This is a genomic window from uncultured Reyranella sp. (genome assembly GCF_945957355.1).
Lineage (GTDB): Bacteria > Pseudomonadota > Alphaproteobacteria > Reyranellales > Reyranellaceae > Reyranella.
Genome location: NZ_CAMFKM010000014.1, coordinates 145,710 through 164,390, shown reverse-complemented (window position 1 = coordinate 164,390; position 18,681 = coordinate 145,710). Strand labels below are relative to the sequence as shown.

18 protein-coding genes and 1 pseudogene are annotated in these 18,681 nt (G+C 64.2%); 8 read left to right on the top strand and 11 right to left on the bottom strand.

Features of this window, described 5'->3' with window-relative positions:
* Window positions 1-109 precede the first annotated feature (109 nt).
* The gene (locus Q0Q48_RS21680) at window positions 110-1,291 is read right to left on the bottom strand and encodes an aminotransferase class V-fold PLP-dependent enzyme (RefSeq protein WP_295142464.1); all 1,182 of its coding nucleotides are present in this window, start codon (window positions 1,289-1,291) and stop codon (window positions 110-112) included.
* Between the two features lies 1 nt (window position 1,292).
* Window positions 1,293-1,688 (bottom strand): carboxymuconolactone decarboxylase family protein, encoded by a 396-nt coding sequence (locus tag Q0Q48_RS21675; RefSeq protein WP_295142462.1) that lies wholly within the window; start codon window positions 1,686-1,688, stop codon window positions 1,293-1,295.
* Here Q0Q48_RS21675 and Q0Q48_RS21670 point away from each other — a divergent pair.
* Window positions 1,687-2,436 (top strand): SprT family zinc-dependent metalloprotease, encoded by a 750-nt coding sequence (locus tag Q0Q48_RS21670; RefSeq protein WP_295142459.1) that lies wholly within the window; start codon window positions 1,687-1,689, stop codon window positions 2,434-2,436. The two genes, Q0Q48_RS21675 and Q0Q48_RS21670, sit on opposite strands and share 2 nt — an antisense overlap.
* Before the next feature lie 558 nt (window positions 2,437-2,994).
* Here Q0Q48_RS21670 and Q0Q48_RS21665 read toward each other — a convergent pair.
* Entirely contained in the window at window positions 2,995-3,270 is a 276-nt protein-coding gene (locus tag Q0Q48_RS21665; protein WP_295142455.1) for a hypothetical protein, read from the bottom strand.
* 38 nt (window positions 3,271-3,308) lie between these two features.
* A complete protein-coding gene (locus Q0Q48_RS21660; RefSeq protein ID WP_295142453.1) occupies window positions 3,309-4,637 on the bottom strand; it encodes an acyltransferase in 1,329 nt (442 codons plus the stop codon).
* A 424-nt stretch (window positions 4,638-5,061) separates the two neighbouring features.
* On the opposite strand from Q0Q48_RS21660, the gene Q0Q48_RS21655 reads away from it, so the two are divergent.
* The 4 genes and pseudogenes from Q0Q48_RS21655 to Q0Q48_RS21640 all read left to right on the top strand — a co-directional run bounded on the left by Q0Q48_RS21655 (window position 5,062) and on the right by Q0Q48_RS21640 (window position 8,614).
* Complete coding sequence (locus Q0Q48_RS21655) at window positions 5,062-5,937, top strand: IS481 family transposase (RefSeq protein WP_295142450.1); 876 nt, start codon at window positions 5,062-5,064, stop codon at window positions 5,935-5,937.
* A 138-nt stretch (window positions 5,938-6,075) separates the two neighbouring features.
* The gene (locus Q0Q48_RS21650) at window positions 6,076-7,047 is read left to right on the top strand and encodes an exostosin family protein (RefSeq protein ID WP_295142447.1); all 972 of its coding nucleotides are present in this window, start codon (window positions 6,076-6,078) and stop codon (window positions 7,045-7,047) included.
* Window positions 7,048-7,082: 35 nt separating this feature from the next.
* Window positions 7,083-7,493 (top strand): annotated as a pseudogene (locus Q0Q48_RS21645) (transposase); the annotation flags it as partial.
* Window positions 7,494-7,837: 344 nt separating this feature from the next.
* Window positions 7,838-8,614, top strand: a complete 777-nt coding sequence (locus Q0Q48_RS21640) for an FkbM family methyltransferase (RefSeq protein ID WP_366915300.1) — start codon at window positions 7,838-7,840, stop codon at window positions 8,612-8,614.
* 118 nt (window positions 8,615-8,732) lie between these two features.
* On the opposite strand, the gene Q0Q48_RS21635 is transcribed toward Q0Q48_RS21640, so the two are convergent.
* Together Q0Q48_RS21635 and Q0Q48_RS21630 are read right to left on the bottom strand one after the other, a co-directional pair.
* Window positions 8,733-9,143, bottom strand: coding sequence for a GFA family protein (locus tag Q0Q48_RS21635; protein WP_295142445.1), 411 nt, complete (start codon window positions 9,141-9,143; stop codon window positions 8,733-8,735).
* On the bottom strand, window positions 9,140-10,399 hold the full coding sequence (locus Q0Q48_RS21630) for an FAD-dependent oxidoreductase (RefSeq protein WP_295142443.1): 1,260 nt from the start codon (window positions 10,397-10,399) through the stop codon (window positions 9,140-9,142). Before Q0Q48_RS21630 ends, Q0Q48_RS21635 begins: the two co-directional genes overlap by 4 nt.
* 77 nt (window positions 10,400-10,476) lie before the next feature.
* Here Q0Q48_RS21630 and hslV point away from each other — a divergent pair, with 77 nt between their 5' ends.
* Both hslV and hslU read left to right on the top strand, forming a co-directional pair.
* Window positions 10,477-11,040 (top strand): ATP-dependent protease subunit HslV, encoded by a 564-nt coding sequence (gene hslV, locus Q0Q48_RS21625; protein ID WP_295142441.1) that lies wholly within the window; start codon window positions 10,477-10,479, stop codon window positions 11,038-11,040.
* 19 nt (window positions 11,041-11,059) lie between these two features.
* Complete coding sequence (gene hslU, locus Q0Q48_RS21620; protein ID WP_295142437.1) at window positions 11,060-12,370, top strand: ATP-dependent protease ATPase subunit HslU; 1,311 nt, start codon at window positions 11,060-11,062, stop codon at window positions 12,368-12,370.
* A 189-nt stretch (window positions 12,371-12,559) separates the two neighbouring features.
* Here the strand turns inward: hslU and Q0Q48_RS21615 are convergent, their stop codons facing one another.
* Together Q0Q48_RS21615 and Q0Q48_RS21610 are read right to left on the bottom strand one after the other, a co-directional pair.
* Window positions 12,560-12,709, bottom strand: coding sequence for a hypothetical protein (locus tag Q0Q48_RS21615; protein WP_295142435.1), 150 nt, complete (start codon window positions 12,707-12,709; stop codon window positions 12,560-12,562).
* Window positions 12,706-13,953: an MFS transporter gene (locus Q0Q48_RS21610; RefSeq protein ID WP_295142432.1), complete on the bottom strand. Its 1,248-nt coding sequence runs from the start codon at window positions 13,951-13,953 to the stop codon at window positions 12,706-12,708. Before Q0Q48_RS21610 ends, Q0Q48_RS21615 begins: the two co-directional genes overlap by 4 nt.
* 71 nt (window positions 13,954-14,024) lie before the next feature.
* Between Q0Q48_RS21610 and Q0Q48_RS21605 the strand changes: the two genes are divergently transcribed.
* Window positions 14,025-15,584 (top strand): alpha/beta hydrolase, encoded by a 1,560-nt coding sequence (locus Q0Q48_RS21605; protein WP_295142429.1) that lies wholly within the window; start codon window positions 14,025-14,027, stop codon window positions 15,582-15,584.
* Between the two features lie 9 nt (window positions 15,585-15,593).
* Here Q0Q48_RS21605 and Q0Q48_RS21600 read toward each other — a convergent pair whose 3' ends face one another.
* From Q0Q48_RS21600 to Q0Q48_RS21590, 3 genes are all read right to left on the bottom strand, one after another.
* Entirely contained in the window at window positions 15,594-16,913 is a 1,320-nt protein-coding gene (locus Q0Q48_RS21600) for a TRAP transporter large permease (RefSeq protein ID WP_295142426.1), read from the bottom strand.
* On the bottom strand, window positions 16,910-17,422 hold the full coding sequence (locus Q0Q48_RS21595; RefSeq protein ID WP_295142423.1) for a TRAP transporter small permease subunit: 513 nt from the start codon (window positions 17,420-17,422) through the stop codon (window positions 16,910-16,912). The genes Q0Q48_RS21600 and Q0Q48_RS21595 overlap by 4 nt, the downstream gene beginning before the upstream one ends.
* A gap of 85 nt (window positions 17,423-17,507) precedes the next feature.
* Window positions 17,508-18,497, bottom strand: coding sequence for a TRAP transporter substrate-binding protein (locus Q0Q48_RS21590; RefSeq protein ID WP_295142420.1), 990 nt, complete (start codon window positions 18,495-18,497; stop codon window positions 17,508-17,510).
* Between the last annotated feature and the right edge of the window lie 184 nt (window positions 18,498-18,681).

The following is an 18,681-nucleotide window of genomic DNA, read 5'->3' as shown; positions in this document are numbered from 1 at the left end:
ACCGCCGAGGGCGAGAGGTTGAGCCGCGTCGCCGCGCGCCGGATCGAGCCGGTCTGCGCGACGACGAGCAGCCAAGATGCCGACGGCGCGATGATCGGCATGGCGCCGCCTATCCGGCCGCGAGCGGTCGCAACGCCGCGACGAAGCGGTCGAGTTCCTCGTCGGTGTTGTAGATGTGCACCGAGGCGCGCATCACGTCCTTCAGGCCGCGTCCCTTGAGATCGAGGCGGGACGAGAACTGCGTCGAGACCGAGACGTTGATGCCCTGGTCGCGCAGCTGCTGCTTCAGCGTCCCATGCTCCTTGCCGGCGACGGCGAAGGTGACGATGGCCCCCTTGATGACCCCGAGATCGGCCAGGGTCACGCCCGGCACCGTCTTCAGCCGCTCGCGCAGCCCGTCGGCCAGGTGGCGCAGCCGCGCCCAGATGGCCGGCATGCCGAGCTCGTTCGCCTGGTCGGCGGCGACCTTGAGGCCGATCACGCCGGCGAAGTAGCGCTCCCAGTTCTCGAACCGCTTGGCGTCGCCCATCACCGTGTAGTCGTTGTCGCCGGTCCAGCGCGCGGCGTGATTGTCGAGGAAGATCGGCTCGATGTGGGAGGTGCTGCGCGTGCGGGCGTAGAGGAAACCCGTGCCGCGGGGGCCGCGCATGTACTTGCGTCCCGTGGCCGAGAGGAAGTCGCAGCCGATCTTCTTCACGTCGATCGGCATCATGCCGACCGACTGGCAGGCATCGAGCAGGTAGAGGATGCCGGCATCGTTCACGATCTTGCCGACGGCCTCGGCCGGCTGGACCAGTCCGCCCTGCGTCGGGATGTGCGAGATCGACACGAGTTTCGTGCGCTTGTCGATGGCGCGTTCGAGGGCGGCGAGGTCGATCTGGCCGTGCCGGTCGTCGGGCACGACCACGATCTCGGCGCCGGTCTTCTTCGCCACCTGCAGGTAGGAGATGTAGTTCGAGGAATATTCGCTGACGCAGGTCAGGATGCGATCGCCCGGCTTGAAGTCGAGCGAGTAGAAAGCGAGGTCCCAGCCGCGCGTGGCATTCTCGACATAGGCGATTTCCTCGGGTTGCGCGCCGATCAGCGTCGCGATCGAGGGATAGAAGCCATCGAGCACAGGTCGCGCCCGGTCGGCCGCCTCGTAGCCGCCGATCTCGGCCTCCAGCCGCAGATGATCGAGGGTGGCGTCGAGGGTGCGGCGGCTGGGCAGCGAGGAGCCCGCGGCGTTGAGATGCAGGACGTGGGCGCAGCCCGGCGTCTCGGCGCGGATGCGGTCTATGTCGAGACTCATGTCAGAACTTTCCCTGTTCCTTCAGGATTTCCTCGGCGACGCGCAGCGCATCGATGGCGGCCGGGAAGCCGCAATAGGCGATGGCATGGGTGAAGATCTCGCGCAGCTCGGTCTTGGTGCAGCCGTTGTTGAGCGCGCCGACCAGGTGGATCTTGAGTTCGTGCGGGCGGTTCAGCGCACACAGCATGGCGATGGTGATCATGCTGCGCTGCTTGCGGTCGAGCCCGTCGCGCGTCCACAGCGAGGCATAGGCGAATTCCTCGGAGAAAGCGCGGACCGGGCCCCAGAAATCGTTGTTGGTGGCGTCGCGCCTGGCGAGATAGGATTCGCCCAGAACCTCCGAGAGGACCTTTCGTCCTGCATCGCTGAGCGTCTTGTGAGCCTGCTGTTCGGTCATGCCGTCATCCTCCTGGTTCAGCCGTTTCCTGCCTAAAGCGACGCCCGAGCCCGAGCAACTGACCATTGCTCATGACGGCGAGATGCTTTCCGTCACCTTCGTGCGCAACGCCCGCGCGCGCCGCGCCTCGCTGCGGGTCGATCCCGCCAACCGGCGCATCGTGCTGACGGCGCCGTCGCGGATGGCGCGCGGCACCGCCGTGGGATTCGCCGAGACGCAGGCCGGCTGGATCGCCGCACGGCTGCAGCGCCTTCCGGCACGGCGGCCCTTCGTCGACGGGGCGGAAATCCCGCTGTTCGGGTTGCCGCATCGTCTGCGTCACCGGCCCGACGCCCGCGGCACGGTCTGGCGCGAGGGCAGCGAGATCCATATCGCGGGTAGGCCCGAACACCTGTCACGCCGGGTGAAGGATTGGCTGATCGGCGAGCTGAAGAAGGAGCTGGTGCCGCTGGTTCATGCCAAGGCGGCGCGGACCGAGCGGCCGGTGAAGCGCATCTCGGTGCGGGACACGCGTTCGCGCTGGGGCAGCTGCGGCCCGGATGCGGCACTCTCCTTTTCGTGGCGGCTGGTGTTCGCGCCGCCCGACGTACTCGACTACCTGGCCGCGCACGAGACGGCGCACCTGGTCCACCTGAACCACGGCCCCCGGTTCTGGGCCCTGGCGCGCGCCCTCTGCGACGGGCCGATCGAGGGGCCGCAGGCCTGGCTCCGCAAGAACGGCGAGACATTGCTGCAGTACGGCTCCTGACGGGTGGGTGATGTTCGCGGGGGCCGTACGCGCACGCTTAAAGCGTGGGGAAGTTCAACGGTCTGAAGGCACGAAGATCCCTATGGATGATTTGATCGATGCCATAGTGAGTAAACTGGTGCCGAAGTGGATTTGAAGTCGATTCTGGCGAATCCCATCTCCCTCAAGAGTTCCTCTCTTTGCCACCAATCCATTTTCCCGGACGTTGCTTCCGATACCAATGTCTTCCCATCCGCTCCCTGCGCATGGTGCATTATGATTACATAGTCGGCAGCCTCGATTTCTCGAAGCAAGGGCTGGAGGCGTTTGGCATCCCCCTTGACGGCGTCAAACTCCAAGACAGAGGTCCTTCCAGCGTAACCTTTCGCCATCAACGCGATCGTCGGATCGTCGGGAGACACGACTTTGCCTCGAAGGTCGCGCGCTTCGGCAGCGATTAGAGAGCGTTCTAATATCCCATGTGCGGCGTAGAACGCGGACTGAAGCCGCCTGACTACCGGTCAGGGCGCGGCGACTGTCAGCCGAATACCGTCTCAGTACAAGCGGTGATCTGCAGGCTCACAAGCAATGGATGATGCAATCCGCAAACACGACGGCAAGCTGCTGCTGCTGTACCGTCGCAACGGCCTCTATCAAGCCCGCATCCATCTTGGCAAAGGCGAGTACCTCCACCGCAGTCTCAAGACTGCCAACACGGCGCAGGCTGAACGGCTGGCTGACGATCTGTGGAATGATACTCGCTATGAACTGAAAAAGGGCCTGCCCGTTCGCAAGCGCACCCTGAATGCTGTACTGGACGAGTACATCCGTCTCCGCGAGCGTGACAATGAGCAAGGCAAGCAGGCTCGCAGCACGGCGACCAAATATACAGCCTACTTCATCGAGCGCCCGGGAAGACGCGCCCTGCTTTGCAGCAGGTGTGCCAGCCTCGGCTGGACAACCCGCTCCATCAGGTGGGACAGCGCGAGAACTGCTGCGACAAAGGCCATGAAGCGAGCGACCGAGTGAAGGCCCTCGAGCAAGGAGTTCACGAGAAAGATCAGCGGAGCGTGCAGGGCGTAAAGGGCGTAGGAAATCGATCCGAGGTAGGCCAACACAGGCACTAGGATCCGTAACGAGCTCAGGGCCGCCTTGATCCACGCGAGATCGAGCATGGCGAACAGTAGGGCGACCGACGTGAGCGCTACCTTGACCGGGACCATCGAGGGCGACAGCGTCCAGAGACCGACGACGGCTGGAAGCGCGGCAACAAGGCGCAAGCCACGGTACTGCTTTTGGTCCTTGGCCGGCGCCTCACCCTGGATGATCGATAGAATGAGCGGGCAGCTAAAGGCGCCGAATGCCGTCAGTCGATAGGGATCGTAGTAGGACCCGGAGACAGGAACACGCGAGTAGGCAAGCCCGATTACGAAGAAGGCAAAGCCGAGCGGAATGGAAACGGCGGGCAGCGCATGACGATTGACGGCAAGCCAGTAGCCCATGATCCACGGCAGCGACAGGCCAAAGAGAAACACGAGGAAGCCCGGAACACCCTCGAGGCCGACGGGCCCCAAGATGGTCCCGCATATGATCGCAGCGAGCATCCAAAGGACCCAGACCCTTGGATAGAGCAGTACCGCCGCGAAGATCAGGTAATAGCCGACCTCGTTCGACAATGACCACAGCGGCGGATTGAACGCCGGCGACGACACGATGTAGCTCGATGGCGATTGCAGGAAGAAAAGGTTTCCTGCGAGCGTGGTGGGGGCCATCCAAGTGCCCTCTGACAGAAATTGTACGGCGGCGGCGAGCCCAAGGCCCAGCAGGTAGACTGGATAAAGTCTTACCAGCCGCGCCTTCAGGTAGGTCAGCACCACTGTCACGCGGTCCTCTTCCCTGAGCTTGTTCTCCTGCGACAGGGTGATGACGGTTCCAGAGAGGACGAAGAAGATGATGACCGCCTCGGTCGCGAATTGACCCGGAAACTCGAGCAAGCCCGTGGCTGGCAGCAGCTTGAACAGGAAGACATGACTGTAGATTACGACCAGGGCCGCGAGGCTACGGACGATCTCGAGACCGACGAACTTGCCTTTGGATGGCGCTCCAATGTTCTGCGCCATGATTTCCGAAGGCGCCAAAGCCAACAAATTCGCAAAAAGAGAACGCTGGAATATGCGCAATGCGCAACTGGCGCGGCGGAGCCGTTCAAAATTCCGCCTCATCGGCTAGCCTCTTCTTTCAGCGAAACAGGCAGGCAGCCCTCCCAAAAGCCGACCGGACTAAAAGCGCGCATGCATATAATGTTAGCACTCTGCTGGCTACGCAAGCGTTAGAAGGCGAGCCCTATCGCTCGCATCCCAAACCCAGGCAAAACCTGCGCATCGTCGATACAGTCTTAAAAAGACCAGCAAGAACAATAACCTATCATGTCACATAAAGTACTTGAATTAGCACCATCAGCATCAGGACAGCGAAGATCGCAGACTGAACTGAGACGGTATTGACCTGACAGATTGCGCCACACCGGGTGTCGCGAAGGGAGGGGCCGGAGGCCCCGAGCGTAGCGACGCCCGGTGTGGCCACGCCGCTCCCGACCGGGGTTAGGATGGTGTTGTGAAGCACATCCAACCTCGACCGGAGAACGACATGACCACGGAGAAGAAGGTAGCACGGCGCAAGCTCACTTTGCCCGGGCTTGCCGGCCAGCTCGGCAATGTCAGCAAGGCCTGTCGGATCGTCGGCTACAGCCGCCAGCAATTCTACGAGATCCGCCGTAACTTCCAGACCTACGGCGCCGACGGCCTGCTCGGCAAGCTCGACCGGCTGATGCGACTGGAGAAGGCCTCGGCCGACCGTGTCGTGCAGCTCAACGAAGAGCAGGTGGCGGCCCTCGAACGCTTCAGCCCAGAGTTCCGCGAACGCCACATCGAGGCCCACCACAGCGGTGATCTCGTGGCCGTCGACACGTTCTTCGTGGGTCACCTGAAAGGGATCGGCAAGGTCTACCTGCAGACCGCCATCGACTGCTGCTCTCGCTTCGCCTGGGGCCGCCTCTACACCAACAAGATGCCGCTGACCGCTGTGCATCTGCTCAACACCGATGTCGTGCCCCACTTCGAGGAACACGGCGTGCCGATCAAGACCGTGCTGTCGGATAATGGCCGCGAGTTCTGCGGCCGGCTCGACCGCCACCCCTACGAGCTGTTCCTCCAGCTCGAAGGCATCGAGCATCGCAAGACCAAGGTCCGGCGTCCGCAATCCAACGGCATCGTCGAGCGATTCCATCGCACGCTGCTCGACGAGCACTTCCGCGTCGAAGGCCGCAGGACCCGGTTCGAGACCGTCGAGCAGATGCAGGAGGCGCTCGATGCCTACCTCGTCACCCACAACACCGCACGACCCCATCAGGGCCGTGGCATGAACGGCCGCACCCCCGGCCGGGCCTTCCTCGACCGCATCCCTGCAAACGACAACCCACAGGAGGACAACGACCGGAACATCGACCAGACTGAAGTCGCCTGACTACCGGTCAGGGCGCGGCGACTGTCAGCCGAATACCGTCTCAGTACATTCATAGGTTTGTCTAGAAGCGCGCTTCTATTTACAGTCTCGGACTCTCTAATTGTTTGGCGCCTGCGTGTCGATATGAAGGTCCGGATAATGATGAAGCTTTTCGTTGATACGACGTATGAATCGGACTGGGCTCGCGCACGATGGTTAGACATTACCGGTAACTGGCAGCACGCAGGCCATTTCGAGCTGGTTGGCGGGGCCCGTGAGGCCGATGCAGTGTTGATCACGTTGGCTGATTGTCGGTCGAGCTATCTCGAGATCAATAAAAACATCGCCTGTACCGGAGCCTATGCGGAGTATCCGGAAAAGTGCTTCGTATTCGATACTCAGGATTCTCCGATTGGACTTTACCCAGGCCTCTATTCTTCCTTGAGGCGATACCTCTTCAGCGCGCGTCGCCATCGTACCGGCTGTTACATGCAGTCGTTCAACGAGTTTGTCCGCGCAGACTGCGAGTCCAAGAGCAGTATTCGCTGGCTCTTCAGCTTCCAGGGAAATCTGACATCTGCCGTCCGAGGCCGACTCTTTGCTGCGAATTATGGTCGTGACGACGTGCTCATTGAGCGGACGGAGCCCTTTTGGGAGAGCACCGGCGCCGAGCAGCAAATCGGCTTCAAGCAGCAATATGCATTGAATGTTAGGCAAAGCCGGTTCGTTCTCTGCCCGCGTGGCGTGGGTGTATCATCCTATCGGTTGTTCGAAGTCATGCAGAGCGGGCGCGTGCCGGTAATTCTGTCGGATCACTGGGTGCCGCCGCCTTGGTTTGACTGGAAAAGCTGCTCTCTTCGTGTGCCTGAGCGACACGTTGCTTCCCTGCCTGAAATTTGCCTCGAAGCGCTTCCGCGCTGGGAAAGCATGGCGCATCAAGCCCAGCAGCAATGGGAGCGCTGGTTCAGTCCCAACGGCATGGGCGCGCTCGTGCACGTATCGATCGATGATATCCGGCGGTCGCGGCGGCTACCGGAGGCGGCGTATCGCCTTGGTTGGCCAATACGGCGGAGCGCAGTTGCCCTTCGGCAAACTGCAGTACGCACTATTTCAAGGCTACGTTCACGCTGAGGCTGAAGCCATTCCGCAAATCTCGCGGAAGAGAGGTGGCAAAGACCATCACTGGTGGCGCCATCCCCGCGCGCCGTCTCAAATCGAGCCGTCGGCCTGCGGCATTTCACGAACCGGTCGTCGCCCGCTACCGGGATAGCGATGTGCGGCGCGACTTCCGCGCCGATGCGGCCTCTGCCAACCCAGAGGTCTACGAGCTTCTGGAAGCCGAAGGCTACAAATACACGATCCGGGTGCCGGCGAACCGCATCCTGCAGGCGCGCATTGGCTATCTGCTCAAGCGCCCCGTTAATCGCCCGCCGATCAAGGTCCGACGATGCTACGCCAGCTTCAGCTATCAGGCGGCAAGCTGGACGATGCCACGCCACGTCGTGGCCAAGCTCGAGTGGCACCCCGGCAAGCTTTATCCCCGCGTCTGCTTCATCGTCACCAACCTGTCGCGTCCCGAACGGGGCGAATGCGCCATCACCACGGGAGGCGTGCGTCCGCACGGCGAATGAAAGGGCCAAATCTATGGATCAAAAGCTCGTTCGAGACGGGCGGACCGGGCAGGGGCGCCGGGAAAACGGCGCAGGCCGCCCATGGGTTCGCCCGAACCCCACAAAACGATACCATTCCCACCATTCCCACCGTTCCAAGGGTTCATCTGGGAAATGTCGGCTGAAAGGATGCGTTGGAAGACCTATGACCGGAAGCGGGTGGAGTTGGACGCGCATTACCGGCGATACTACGGGGCGTGGCTGGGACAGGTGCCTGCTCTGTTGGCGCGGCCGATGTTTCGGAAGAGACAATGGAAAATAGGAACCAGAAAATGTTGCGGCCTATAGTGAAGTTAGTGCGTACCGGACTTGCGATGGCAGGGCTTGAGCTCATTCGACGCAAGAATGCCCCCTTTGGATACGCCCCTTGGACCGACGTTAGCCGGTTGAGCGTGCGACTAAAGCGGCCGATCCATTGCGTTTTCGACGTTGGCGCCAACACTGGCCAGATGACCACCGAGTTCGTCAAAGAGTTTCCGGACGCAACTATTCACGCCTTCGAGCCACATCCTGCAACGTACGCAAACCTTGCTCGACAGCCATGGCCCAGCCGAGTGACTGTGCATCCGCTGGCGCTCAGCAATACGGCAGGAAATGTTTCCTTTTTCGAGTACGATGGCGAAGAGTCTCATTCCAAGATCAACAGCCTCACTTCGCGGGCGAGGTACGCCACGGCGATCAACATTGAACCGCGAGAAATTCAGGTCCGCGCCGCCACCCTCGACGAGTTTTGCGAGGCAAGGGGAATCGATGCGATCAACCTTCTGAAGATCGATACGGAAGGCCACGACTATTTCGTGCTCAAGGGCGCGACGCGCATGCTGTCTCAAAAACGCATCGACTTCATTTTCGCAGAGTTCAACGACTTCAAGGAAAAGCCTGGAACAGTCGGAGGGTCGCTGAACGCCATCTCGGAATTTGTCGCGCCCTTTGGGTTCAGATTCGTCGCCACCTACACGGATTTCCTGTTCACCGACGGAGACTTTCTCGCCGTGGCCTCGGTACTCATGGTGAGGAGCGACCACTAGCGAAGGTCTCTCCACTCCGCGCGGAGCTTGCCCCGAGGCACTCGAGGGGTGCTCCGGTCGAGACGACGGAAGTTTTTACATGCGATAGCCCTGCCCGTATGACGGGGGAGGAGCATGATCAAGACGTCACGTGCCCTTCGTATTGCGGCAGGTCGTCGGTGATGGCGAACCACGGCGCCTTCGAGCCGACGAAGATATGGGCACTCGGCCGGATCGTCGGCGGGTCGGTCAAGGTGCCCATCGTGACATGCACATAGGCAGCGTCGCGCACCAGTGAATAGAGCATCGAGCCGCACTGGGCGCAGTGCGCGTCGTGATTGGTCTCGGAGCCGTAGACCAGCAACCGGTCATTGCCTTGCGTCACCGTCAGCGCCGCGCGCGCGATGCCGGCGAACGGCTTGAACGCCGCGCCGGTCGCACGCCGGCAATTCGAGCAATGGCAGTTCAGCGCATAGGTGAAGGCGTCCGTCACCTCATACTGCACCGCGCCGCACAGGCATTTTCCGCGCAGCGTTGAGGGCGCGGTCATCCGAAGCGGCCGGGATCGCAGCCCTGAAGAGCGCTGGGCAGTTGCTCGCCTTCCATCAGGCGCGCAATCAGCCGGCCCGTCGCCGTGGCGAGGGTCAGACCGAGATGCTGGTGGCCGTAGCCGCAATAGACGTTGGCGAGACGCGGCGCGCGGCCGATGGCGGGACGATAGTCGGGCAAGGTCGGTCGCTCGCCGATCCAGCGGCTCTGCTCGACGCCGCCGACGCCGGGGAAGATGTCCTTGAGGTGCTTCTTCAGGAGATCGGCGCGATGCCAGGACGGCGGCTGGTGCGGTGCTGCCAGCTCGACCGTGCCAGCGATGCGCAGGCCCTCGGTCATCGGCGTGAAGAAGAGGCCGCGGTCGGGCGGGCTGACCGGCAGGTCGAAGCGCACGTTGTCGGGCGCGACCATCACGTGATAGCCGCGCTCGGCGACGAGAGGGGCGTTGAAGCCGAGCAGGCGCGTCAGTTCGCCGGAGGCGCGGCCGGCCGAGATCATTACGGCGCCGGCGGGCAGCTCGGAATCGGTGAGCTGCACGGCGGTGACCCGGTTGCCGTCGCGCCGGAAGCCGCGCACGCGGCCGCGCACGACCATGCCGCCCTCGGCGCTGAATCGCTCGACCAGGGTCGCGACGACCTTGTGCGGATCGATCGTGTGCGTGCCGTTCGGATAGTGGATGCCGCGCACGATGGTCGGGCTGAGGCCCGGCGCCAGCTCGCGCGCCCGGTTGCCGTCGACGATCTCGAATTCCGTGCCCTTGCCCGACTGCAGGCCGCGCATCTCGTCGGTGCCCTGGAACGAGGCCTCGCTCTCGTAGACGTAGAGCGCGCCGCGCGTGCGGAACAGCTCGCCGAGGCCTGAGGCCTGGATCTCGGCCTTCCAGGCGATATCGGCCTCGAGCATCAGCGACCTGAACATGACCTTGCCCTTCTGGACTTCGGACGGGCTCATCGCCGCCAGCGCGAAGCGCGCCATCCAGGGCAGAAGCCAGGGCAGGCTGGGCGGATGCAGCGTGAGCGGACCGTTCCGGTCCATCAGCATCTGCGGCACCTTCTTCAGGGTGGCCGGCCGCGCCAGCGGGATCAGGCTGTCCACGGACAGGAAGCCCGCATTGCCGAACGAGGTCGCGTTGCCCGGCTCGGCGCTGTCGAGAAGGGTGACGCTGTGGCCGTTGCGCTGCAGGGCGCGGGCGGTGGCGGCGCCGACGATTCCGGCGCCGATGACGATGACGGGGTCGCTCTGGGCTGTTTCACTCATGCGGCGACGTTAGCACGACACCTGCGCGAGCCCGAGGCGGCGATTGATTTGTTGCTGTGAATCCCTATTTAGGGCGCATGTCTTCCGCACAATCAGACAGTTCCTCCGGTCCCGGCTGGCATGCCACGACCATCCTCTCGGTTCGCAAGGACGGCCAGGTCGTGATGGCCGGCGACGGCCAGGTGTCGATGGGCCAGACCATCGTCAAGGGCAACGCCAAGAAGGTCCGCCGCATCGGCAACGGCCAGATCATCGCGGGCTTCGCCGGCGCCACGGCCGACGCCTTCACGCTGTTCGAACGGCTCGAAGCCAAGCTGGAGCGCCATCCCGGGCAGCTCCTGCGCGCCGCGATCGAGCTCGCCAAGGACTGGCGCACCGACCGCTACCTGCGGAAGCTCGAGGCGCTGATGGCGGTGGCCGACAAGGACGTGTCGCTGCTGCTGTCCGGAACCGGCGACGTGCTGGAGCCGGAGGGCGGCATCATCGCCATCGGCTCGGGTGGCAACTACGCGCTCTCCGCCGCGCGGGCCCTCATCGACGTGGACGGGCTCGACGCCGAGGCGATCGCCCGCAAGTCGATGAAGATCGCCGCCGACATCTGCGTCTACACCAACCACAACATCGTCATCGAGAAGCTCTGACATCCCCCCAATGAGCCCCATGAGCAACGACTTTTCCCCGCGCGAAATCGTCTCCGAACTCGACAAGCACATCGTCGGTCAGCAGGAGGCCAAGCGCGCCGTCGCCATTGCGCTGCGCAACCGCTGGCGCCGCCTGCAGCTTTCCGATTCGCTGCGCGACGAGGTGCTGCCCAAGAACATCCTGATGATCGGTCCGACCGGCGTCGGTAAGACGGAGATCGCGCGCCGCCTGGCCAAGCTCACCAACGCGCCGTTCCTCAAGGTCGAGGCGACCAAGTTCACCGAGGTCGGCTATGTCGGCCGCGACGTCGAGCAGATCGCGCGCGACCTGATGGAGGCGGCCATCGAGATGGCGCGCGAGAGCCTGCGCAAGGACGTGAAGGCCAAGGCCGAGCTGGCCGCCGAGGACCGCGTGATCGACGCGCTGTGCGGCGCCAGTGCCAGCGAGGAGACGAAGCTGCGCTTCCGCCACAAGCTGCGCGCCGGCGAGCTCGACGATCGCGAGATCGAGATCGAGGTAGCCGATACCGGCGGGCCCATGCAGTTCGAGGTCCCGGGCCAGCCGGGCGCCTCGGTCGGCATGATCAATATCGGCGACATGCTGGGCAAGGCGTTCGGCGGGCGCACCAAGAAGCGCAAGATGACCGTGGCCGAGAGCCACCAGACCCTGATGCGCGAGGAGAGCGACAAGCTCCTCGACCAGGAGAGGGTCGTGCGCGAGGCGCGCGAGATGGTCGAGCAGAATGGCATCGTCTTCATCGACGAGATCGACAAGATCACGGCGCGCAGCGAATACCGCGGCGGCGGCGACGTGAGCCGCGAGGGCGTGCAGCGCGACCTGCTGCCGCTGATCGAGGGCACGACGGTGAACACCAAGCACGGCCCGGTGAAGACCGACCATGTCCTGTTCATCTGCTCCGGCGCCTTCCATCTCGCCAAGCCCTCGGACATGCTGCCGGAGCTGCAGGGCCGCCTGCCGATCCGCGTCAGCCTGGCCTCGCTCAGCCAGGAGGATTTCCGCCGCATCCTGACCGAGCCCGAGGCCAGCCTGGTCAAGCAGTACAAGGCGCTGATGGCGACCGAGAAGGTCGAGCTCGACTTCACGTCGGATGCGATCGACGAGCTGGCACGGCTGTCGGCCGACATCAACGAGACGGTCGAGAATATCGGCGCCCGCCGGCTGCACACGGTGATGGAGAAGCTGCTGGAGGAGATCAGCTTCACCGCCTCCGACAAGCCCAACACGAAGATGGAAATCGACGCCGCCTACGTCCGCGCGCATGTCAGCGAACTGGCGAAGAACGCCGACCTCTCGAAGTTCGTGCTGTAGGCGGGCTTCACCATCGGAGCGCGGCTACTGGCGTTGCGCGCTCCGATGGTGTTTTTGCGGCGCGTAAACGAAACAACCGAACTAAACGAAACAAACGAAGCCGATGTCGCACCCGCCTGAATGCAGGGCGTGGCGCAACAATGTTGCTTTCTGGAGCCATTGAAGGCGCCAAGCGTTGCCGAAAAGACTCTAAAGGCAATAGGCCGCGATCAGGTCGACGAGGTAGGCGGGGCCGTTCAGGCCCCACAGGATGAACGACACGATCGTCGCGGCCACCACCAGGCTGGCCAGTCCCCACAGCAGGACGGGACGCCAGCCCATCGTCGTGCCCGCCATCATGCCGGCTGCGGGATCGCCGCCGGGCGGACCAGCCGCTCCTCGACGATCGGGTAGTGCAGCGCCGCCGAGACGAGGCCGAGCACGATCGAGATCCACCACATCATGTCGTAGTTGCCCTGCAGGTCGAACAGCCGCCCGCCGCCCCAGCCACCGAAGAAGCTGCCGATCTGGTGTCCCATGAAGACGAAGCCGTTCAGCATGGTGACGTGCACCGGACCGAAGATGTAGCCGACCAGCGAGGTGGTGAGGGGCACGGTGCCCAGCCACAGGAAGCCAAGTGCTGCCGCAAAGGTCAGCACCGAGGCTGCCGAGAGCGGGGCCAGCACGAAGCCCAGGAAGACCAGCGAGCGCAGCAGGTAGAGCGTCGACAGGAGGTTCTTGCGCTTGAACCGGTTGCCCATCGAACTCCACAGGATGGCGCCGGCGATGTTGAAGAGACCGACCATGCCGATCGCCCAGCCGCCGAGTTCGGCCGGCGAGAGGTTGATGCCGAACAGCGACAGGCCGATGCCCTTGTCGGAGATGTAGGCCGGCAGGTGGCCACCGACGAAGGCGACGTGGAAGCCGCAGACGAAATAGCCGACCACCAGCAGCACGTAGCTGCGCTGCGCGAAGGCCTCGGCGAGCGCCTCGCCGGTGGTCTGGCTGCCGCCGCCTGCCTTCCTGGAGGCTGCGATCTCCTTGCGGTCGTTGAGGCCGATCGGCAGCACCATGATCAGCACGGCCAGCGCCGTCAGCGCCCACATGGTCGGCCGCCAGTCACCGAAATAGTTCTGCAGCACGGCCGCCAGCGGCACGATGAAGAACTGGCCGAACGAGCCGCCGGCCGAACAGATGCCGACTGCCAGCGCCTGCTTGGCGGGCGGGGCCACGCGCAGGATCACGCCCAGCACCGGCCCGAAGGTCGCCGCGGAGAGGCCGGCGCCCACCAGCACGTTGCCCAGGATCAGCATGAACCCGTCATGCATCGTGGCGGTGACGATCATGCCCACGACGTAGAGAGCGCCGCCACCCGCGATGGTCGGTGCGGAGCCGAACCGGTCGGCGAGGCGGCCGGAGAAGGGCGCGATGACGCCCATCAGCAACATCGAGAGCGCGGTGCCGAAGGAGAAGAGTTCACGGCCGACATGGAGTTCGGCGGAGATCGGCTTCAGGAAGATGCCGAAGCTCTGGCGGACGCCGAGGCCGATGGTAAGGACGAGGAAACCGCACCAGACGGCGGTCCAATAGGAGCGTTGGGTCATGGGCCGCAACCTGAGGCGGCATGCCCTGACTGGCAAGATGTCCTGCCTTACGGTTTCCATAGAATTACTTCATGCCGTCACAAGCTCCGATGTGGCAGAAGATATCCATGGCGCGACTGCGGTTCCTGTACGGCTTGGCAGCATTCCTGGTGGCTTTGGCAGGAAGCGCCCAAGCGGCGCCGCGGCTGGAGCGCGAGCGCTGCACCTTCAAGCCGCCACGCGGCGACCGGGTCGAGTGCTACGTCCTGACGGTGCTGGAGAATCGCGAGCAGCCGCAGGGCCGCGAGATCAAATTGAAGGTGGCGATCCTCAAGGCCAAGCGCACCGCCGGCGTCGAGCCGATGATCTACCTCTCGGGCGGCCCCGGCGACGCTCCGCTGGTCGCCTCGACGCCGGGGGCGGATGCGCTCAGCGAGGGCGACTGGTGGAACGAGACCGCCGCCATCCGCCGTCGCCGCGACGTCGTCATCCTGAGCCAGCGCGGCGCCGGGGGCTCGAACCCCAATCTCGACTGCTTCGACACGCGCACCTCGGATCCGGCCAGGGCCCGCCGCCGCGCCGTGACCGAGCAACAGGAGCGCGAGATCCTGTCGCGCTGCCGGGCCGGACTCGATCGCCGCAAGATCGACCTCGGCATGTACACGACGCCTGCGTTGGCCGACGACGTGGCCGACCTCGCGGCGGCGCTGGGCCAGAGCAAGGTCAACATCTACGGCGTGTCCTATGGCACGCGCTGGGCGCTCGAGGTGATGCGCCGGCATCCCGACCTGGTGCGTGCCGCCGTGCTCGACGGCGTCTACCCGCCCCAGGTCAACGGCGAGCAGAACGAGCCGACGATCATCCGCCGCGCCTTCGAGCAGCTTTACGCCGACTGCGCCGCCGATGCCGTGTGCCGCGAACGCCATCCGGCGCTGCGTGCGACCCTCGAGGGCCTGATCGAGGCGGCGGAGCGCACGCCGATCGAACTCGCGCTCACGCTGGAGGACGGTCCGCATCCGGTGCAGCTCGATGGCACCCAGCTGATGATGGTGTTGCTCAACATGATGCGCGAGGGCGAGGTCGCCGCCATCCCCGAGACGGTGGCGGCGGCGCAGCGCGGCGACCTGCGGCTGCTCAAGCTCTACGCCGAGGATCTCGAGACCAACGACGGCGGGCTGCTCGAACAGAACGCCCAGCAGTTCGACGGGCTCTACAACAGCGTCGAATGCCGAGAGACCTGGCCGATGGTCGACCGGACGGCCCGGCGCAAGGCGATCGAAGGCAACGGGGTCTACGGGCTGAACGCCAAGTCGAGCAAGTCGCCGACCTTCTGTCCGGTGTGGCGGGTCATGCCTGCGCCGGCCGCGGAACGTCAGCCGGTCAAGTCGGAGGTGCCGACCCTGCTGCTGAGCGGCGGCTACGACTGGCTGACGCCGCCGGCCTGGGCGCGAGAAGCCGCGAAGACCTTGTCCGCCTCGCGCAACGTCGTCTTCCGGGCGCAGGGCCACGGTGTCGTGGTGCAGGATGCCTGCGCCGCCCGCCTGCGCGATGCCTTCATAGAGGATCCCAACCCCAAGCGCGCGCTGCCCTGCCGTCCCGACAAGGCACCGAACTTCACCGCCGCCTGGGACCGCGTGCGCAACATGCCGTAGGGCACCCGACTACTTCAGCAGCTCCGGCGCGATGAGGCGGGGCAGGAAGAGGGCGATGTCGGGCCAGACGATCATCGCCGCCAGCACGACGACCATCGGCACCAGCATGATCAGCGTGTCCCTCAGCGCGAAGCGCAAGGGGACGCCTGCGACGGCGCAGGAGATCATCAGGCAGAGGCCGTAGGGCGGTGTCACCAGCCCGAACGCCAGGGCCACGATCGAGACGATGGCGAAGTGGACCGGGTCCATCGAGACCGACTTAGCCAGCGGCTCCAGCACCGTGCCGACGATGATGATCGCCGGGATGGCGTCGAGGAAGCAGCCCACCACCAGGAACACGAAGGCGATGAAGAAGCCGACGCCGATCGGGCCCATGCCCCAGGTCGTGACATTGGCCAGCAGCTCCTGCGGGATCCTGTAGTAGGCCAGCAGCCAGCCGAAGGCCGAGGCGGTGCCGATGCAGAACAGCGCCACGGAGGCGAGCTTGCCCGTATCGACCAGCGCCCTGTAGAGCTCCTTCGGCCCCATCTCGCGATAGACCACGATCGACAGCACGGCCGAGTAGAGCACGGCCACGCAGGCCGACTCGGTCGCCGTGAACCAGCCCGCCAGGATGCCGCCGACGATGATGACCGGTGTCATCAAGGCCGGGATCGAGACCCAGATCGAGCGAAGGAGCTGGCGGAACGTCCCGCGCGGATAGGTCGGATAGCCGCGTTTGACGGCATAGACGTGCACCGTGGCCATCTGGGCGCCGGCGATCAGCAGGCCGGGCACGACGCCCGCGAGATAGAGTGCGCCGATCGAGGTCGAAATCAGGCCACCCCACACGATCATGAGGATCGAGGGCGGAATGACCACCGCCAGCACGGCGGACACCGCGGTGATGGCGACCGAGAAGGAGAGGTCGTAACCCTCCTTGGTCTGGGCATCGATGAAGATCTTGCTCTGGCTGGCCGCGTCGGCCGTCGAGGAGCCGGAGATGCCGGCGAAGAAGACCGAGAGCACGACGTTGATCTGGGCCAGCGAGCCGGGGAAGCTGCCGACGATGGCGCGCGACAGCGCCACCAGCCGGTCGGTGATGCCGCCGACGCTCATCAGGTTGGCCGTCAGCAGGAAGAACGGCACGGCCAGCAGGATGAAGGAGTTGTAGGCATTGAAGGTTTCCTGCGCGAGCATCATCGTCCCGAGCCGCGGCTCGAGATAGAAGAGCGGCAGGCACGCGAGGCCGAGCGCAAAGGCCACCGGCACACGCAGCACCAGCAGCACGAAGAAGCAGCCGAACAGGATCGAGGCCGCTTCTCCGGCCGAGAAGAGCGCGCCGGTCATGTCGCGCTCCTGCCGAACAGGATGCGCGTTTCGTCGTAGAACTGCTCGCCGAGGAAGACGATCCAGGTGACGGCCGCGACGGGCCAGGCGATGTGGATCATCCAGAGCGGCAGGTCTGCCAGCTCGGAGGTGCGATACCAGGCGAAGCGCGTGAACTCGATGCCGCCGATCAGGAACACCATCGCGAAGGCCAGGATGCCGAGACGGGCCACGATGCGCACGGCGGCCTCGCCGCGGCGGGGCAGGGTCGGCCACACGTCGACTTCGAAGTGCGAGGCTTCGCGCACGCCGATCATGGCGCCGATCATGATCATCCAGATGAACAGGAAGCGCGCCATCTCCTCGGTCCAGATATAGGCCGGGATCAGCGCGGTGTAGCGCGAGATCATCTGCAGGGTGACGGGGATGATGATGACGGCGACGGAGAGGGCGAGGAGGCCGGTCAGGAATTTGGCATAGGCGGCCGTGAACCGGCGCCAGAGGCCGGGCGTCGAGGCAGGAGAGTTCATTCGGAAACCGTTCGGAAAAACGCACGCCCGGTTTCGCACCGGGAGAAAGGCGCAGCGGAGCGGCGAGCCCCGCTGCGCGTACGGCTCAGTTGGTGGCGACGATCTTCATGAAGATGCCATCGGCGCCGATCTCCTTGGCGTAGGCGGCCATCACCGGGTCGACCAGCTTCTTCATCTCGGCGCGGTCCTTGAACGGGATGCGCTTCAGCTTGCCGGCCTTCTCCAGCGCGACGAGCTTCTGCTCGTCCTCGCTGCTCTCGACCTGGCGACCGTAGGCGCCGGCCTCCTTGCCGGCCTTGACGACCGCGTCCTGCAGGTCCTTGGGCAGGGAGTTGAAGGTCTTTGACGAGAAGCAGACGGGACGGATGGTGATGGCGTGCTCGGTCATCGCGAGATTGGGCGCCACTTCGTAGAACTTCATCGATTCGACGCCGGCCGCCTCGTTCTCGCCGGCCGAGATCACGTTGTTCTGGATGGCGTTATAGACCTCGTTGTAGGCGATGACGGTCGGCGACATGCCGGCGGCTGCGAAGGTCTTGGACCAGATCGGCGCCCCCTGGACGCGGACCTTGAGGCCCTTGATCTCGGCCAGGTTGCTCACCGGCTTGTTGACGAAGATGTTGCGCACGCCGCCCCCGGCATAGCCGATCAGCATGACCTGGGCCTTCTGCGCGACCTCGTCCGCCACCGGCTTCAGGAGATCGAGGTCGAGCACCTTGTTCCATTGCGCGAGGTCCCGGAACAGGAACGGCGCATCGATGAACGGCGCGGCCTTCGAGAAGGTCGACATGTGGGCCGGCGAGACGACCGCGTAGTCCACCGCCTTTCCCTGCGCCATGTACTCGAAATACTGCTTCTCGAGGCCCAGCGATGAATTGCGATGGAGTACGAAGTTGATCGGCTTGCCGTAATACTTCTTCACCAGCTCCTCGAACTTGAGGAGGGTCTTGTTGAAGGCGTGGTCGTCGTTGAATTGCACGGCGCCGTTCAGCGTCAGCGGCGCCTGCGCGCGGGCAATGAACGGTGCAGCGAGAGTCGAGGCGGCGATACCGCCCATCAGCAGTCTGCGCTTCATGTCGTTTCCTCCAGAGGCCCTGTTTTGGTTCTGCGACCGGGACCGTGCGCGGACTATGCATGGGTTTGAGCCCGGGTGCGACCGGGTTGTCAGACAACATCTCACTATTTCCCCGAGACTGGTCCGGCCTGGGGCGGGTTGTGTCGATCGGCGTTATTCGATATCATCATAACACACAAATTAA

What these genes read in the sequence shown, in the direction of transcription:
- Q0Q48_RS21590 (WP_295142420.1), bottom strand. Translation starts at nt 18,497, where the DNA reads ATGAAGCGCAGACTGCTGATGGGCGGTATCGCCGCCTCGACTCTCGCT.
- Q0Q48_RS21600 (WP_295142426.1), bottom strand. Translation starts at nt 16,913, where the DNA reads ATGACCGGCGCGCTCTTCTCGGCCGGAGAAGCGGCCTCGATCCTGTTC.
- Q0Q48_RS21680 (WP_295142464.1), bottom strand. Translation starts at nt 1,291, where the DNA reads ATGAGTCTCGACATAGACCGCATCCGCGCCGAGACGCCGGGCTGCGCC.
- Q0Q48_RS21595 (WP_295142423.1), bottom strand. Translation starts at nt 17,422, where the DNA reads ATGAACTCTCCTGCCTCGACGCCCGGCCTCTGGCGCCGGTTCACGGCC.
- Q0Q48_RS21650 (WP_295142447.1), top strand. Translation starts at nt 6,076, where the DNA reads ATGATGAAGCTTTTCGTTGATACGACGTATGAATCGGACTGGGCTCGC.
- Q0Q48_RS21660 (WP_295142453.1), bottom strand. Translation starts at nt 4,637, where the DNA reads ATGAGGCGGAATTTTGAACGGCTCCGCCGCGCCAGTTGCGCATTGCGC.
- Q0Q48_RS21670 (WP_295142459.1), top strand. Translation starts at nt 1,687, where the DNA reads ATGCCGTCATCCTCCTGGTTCAGCCGTTTCCTGCCTAAAGCGACGCCC.
- hslU (WP_295142437.1), top strand. Translation starts at nt 11,060, where the DNA reads ATGAGCAACGACTTTTCCCCGCGCGAAATCGTCTCCGAACTCGACAAG.
- hslV (WP_295142441.1), top strand. Translation starts at nt 10,477, where the DNA reads ATGTCTTCCGCACAATCAGACAGTTCCTCCGGTCCCGGCTGGCATGCC.
- Q0Q48_RS21675 (WP_295142462.1), bottom strand. Translation starts at nt 1,688, where the DNA reads ATGACCGAACAGCAGGCTCACAAGACGCTCAGCGATGCAGGACGAAAG.
- Q0Q48_RS21615 (WP_295142435.1), bottom strand. Translation starts at nt 12,709, where the DNA reads ATGATGGCGGGCACGACGATGGGCTGGCGTCCCGTCCTGCTGTGGGGA.
- Q0Q48_RS21630 (WP_295142443.1), bottom strand. Translation starts at nt 10,399, where the DNA reads ATGAGTGAAACAGCCCAGAGCGACCCCGTCATCGTCATCGGCGCCGGA.
- Q0Q48_RS21605 (WP_295142429.1), top strand. Translation starts at nt 14,025, where the DNA reads ATGCCGTCACAAGCTCCGATGTGGCAGAAGATATCCATGGCGCGACTG.
- Q0Q48_RS21640 (WP_366915300.1), top strand. Translation starts at nt 7,838, where the DNA reads ATGGAAAATAGGAACCAGAAAATGTTGCGGCCTATAGTGAAGTTAGTG.
- Q0Q48_RS21655 (WP_295142450.1), top strand. Translation starts at nt 5,062, where the DNA reads ATGACCACGGAGAAGAAGGTAGCACGGCGCAAGCTCACTTTGCCCGGG.
- Q0Q48_RS21610 (WP_295142432.1), bottom strand. Translation starts at nt 13,953, where the DNA reads ATGACCCAACGCTCCTATTGGACCGCCGTCTGGTGCGGTTTCCTCGTC.
- Q0Q48_RS21635 (WP_295142445.1), bottom strand. Translation starts at nt 9,143, where the DNA reads ATGACCGCGCCCTCAACGCTGCGCGGAAAATGCCTGTGCGGCGCGGTG.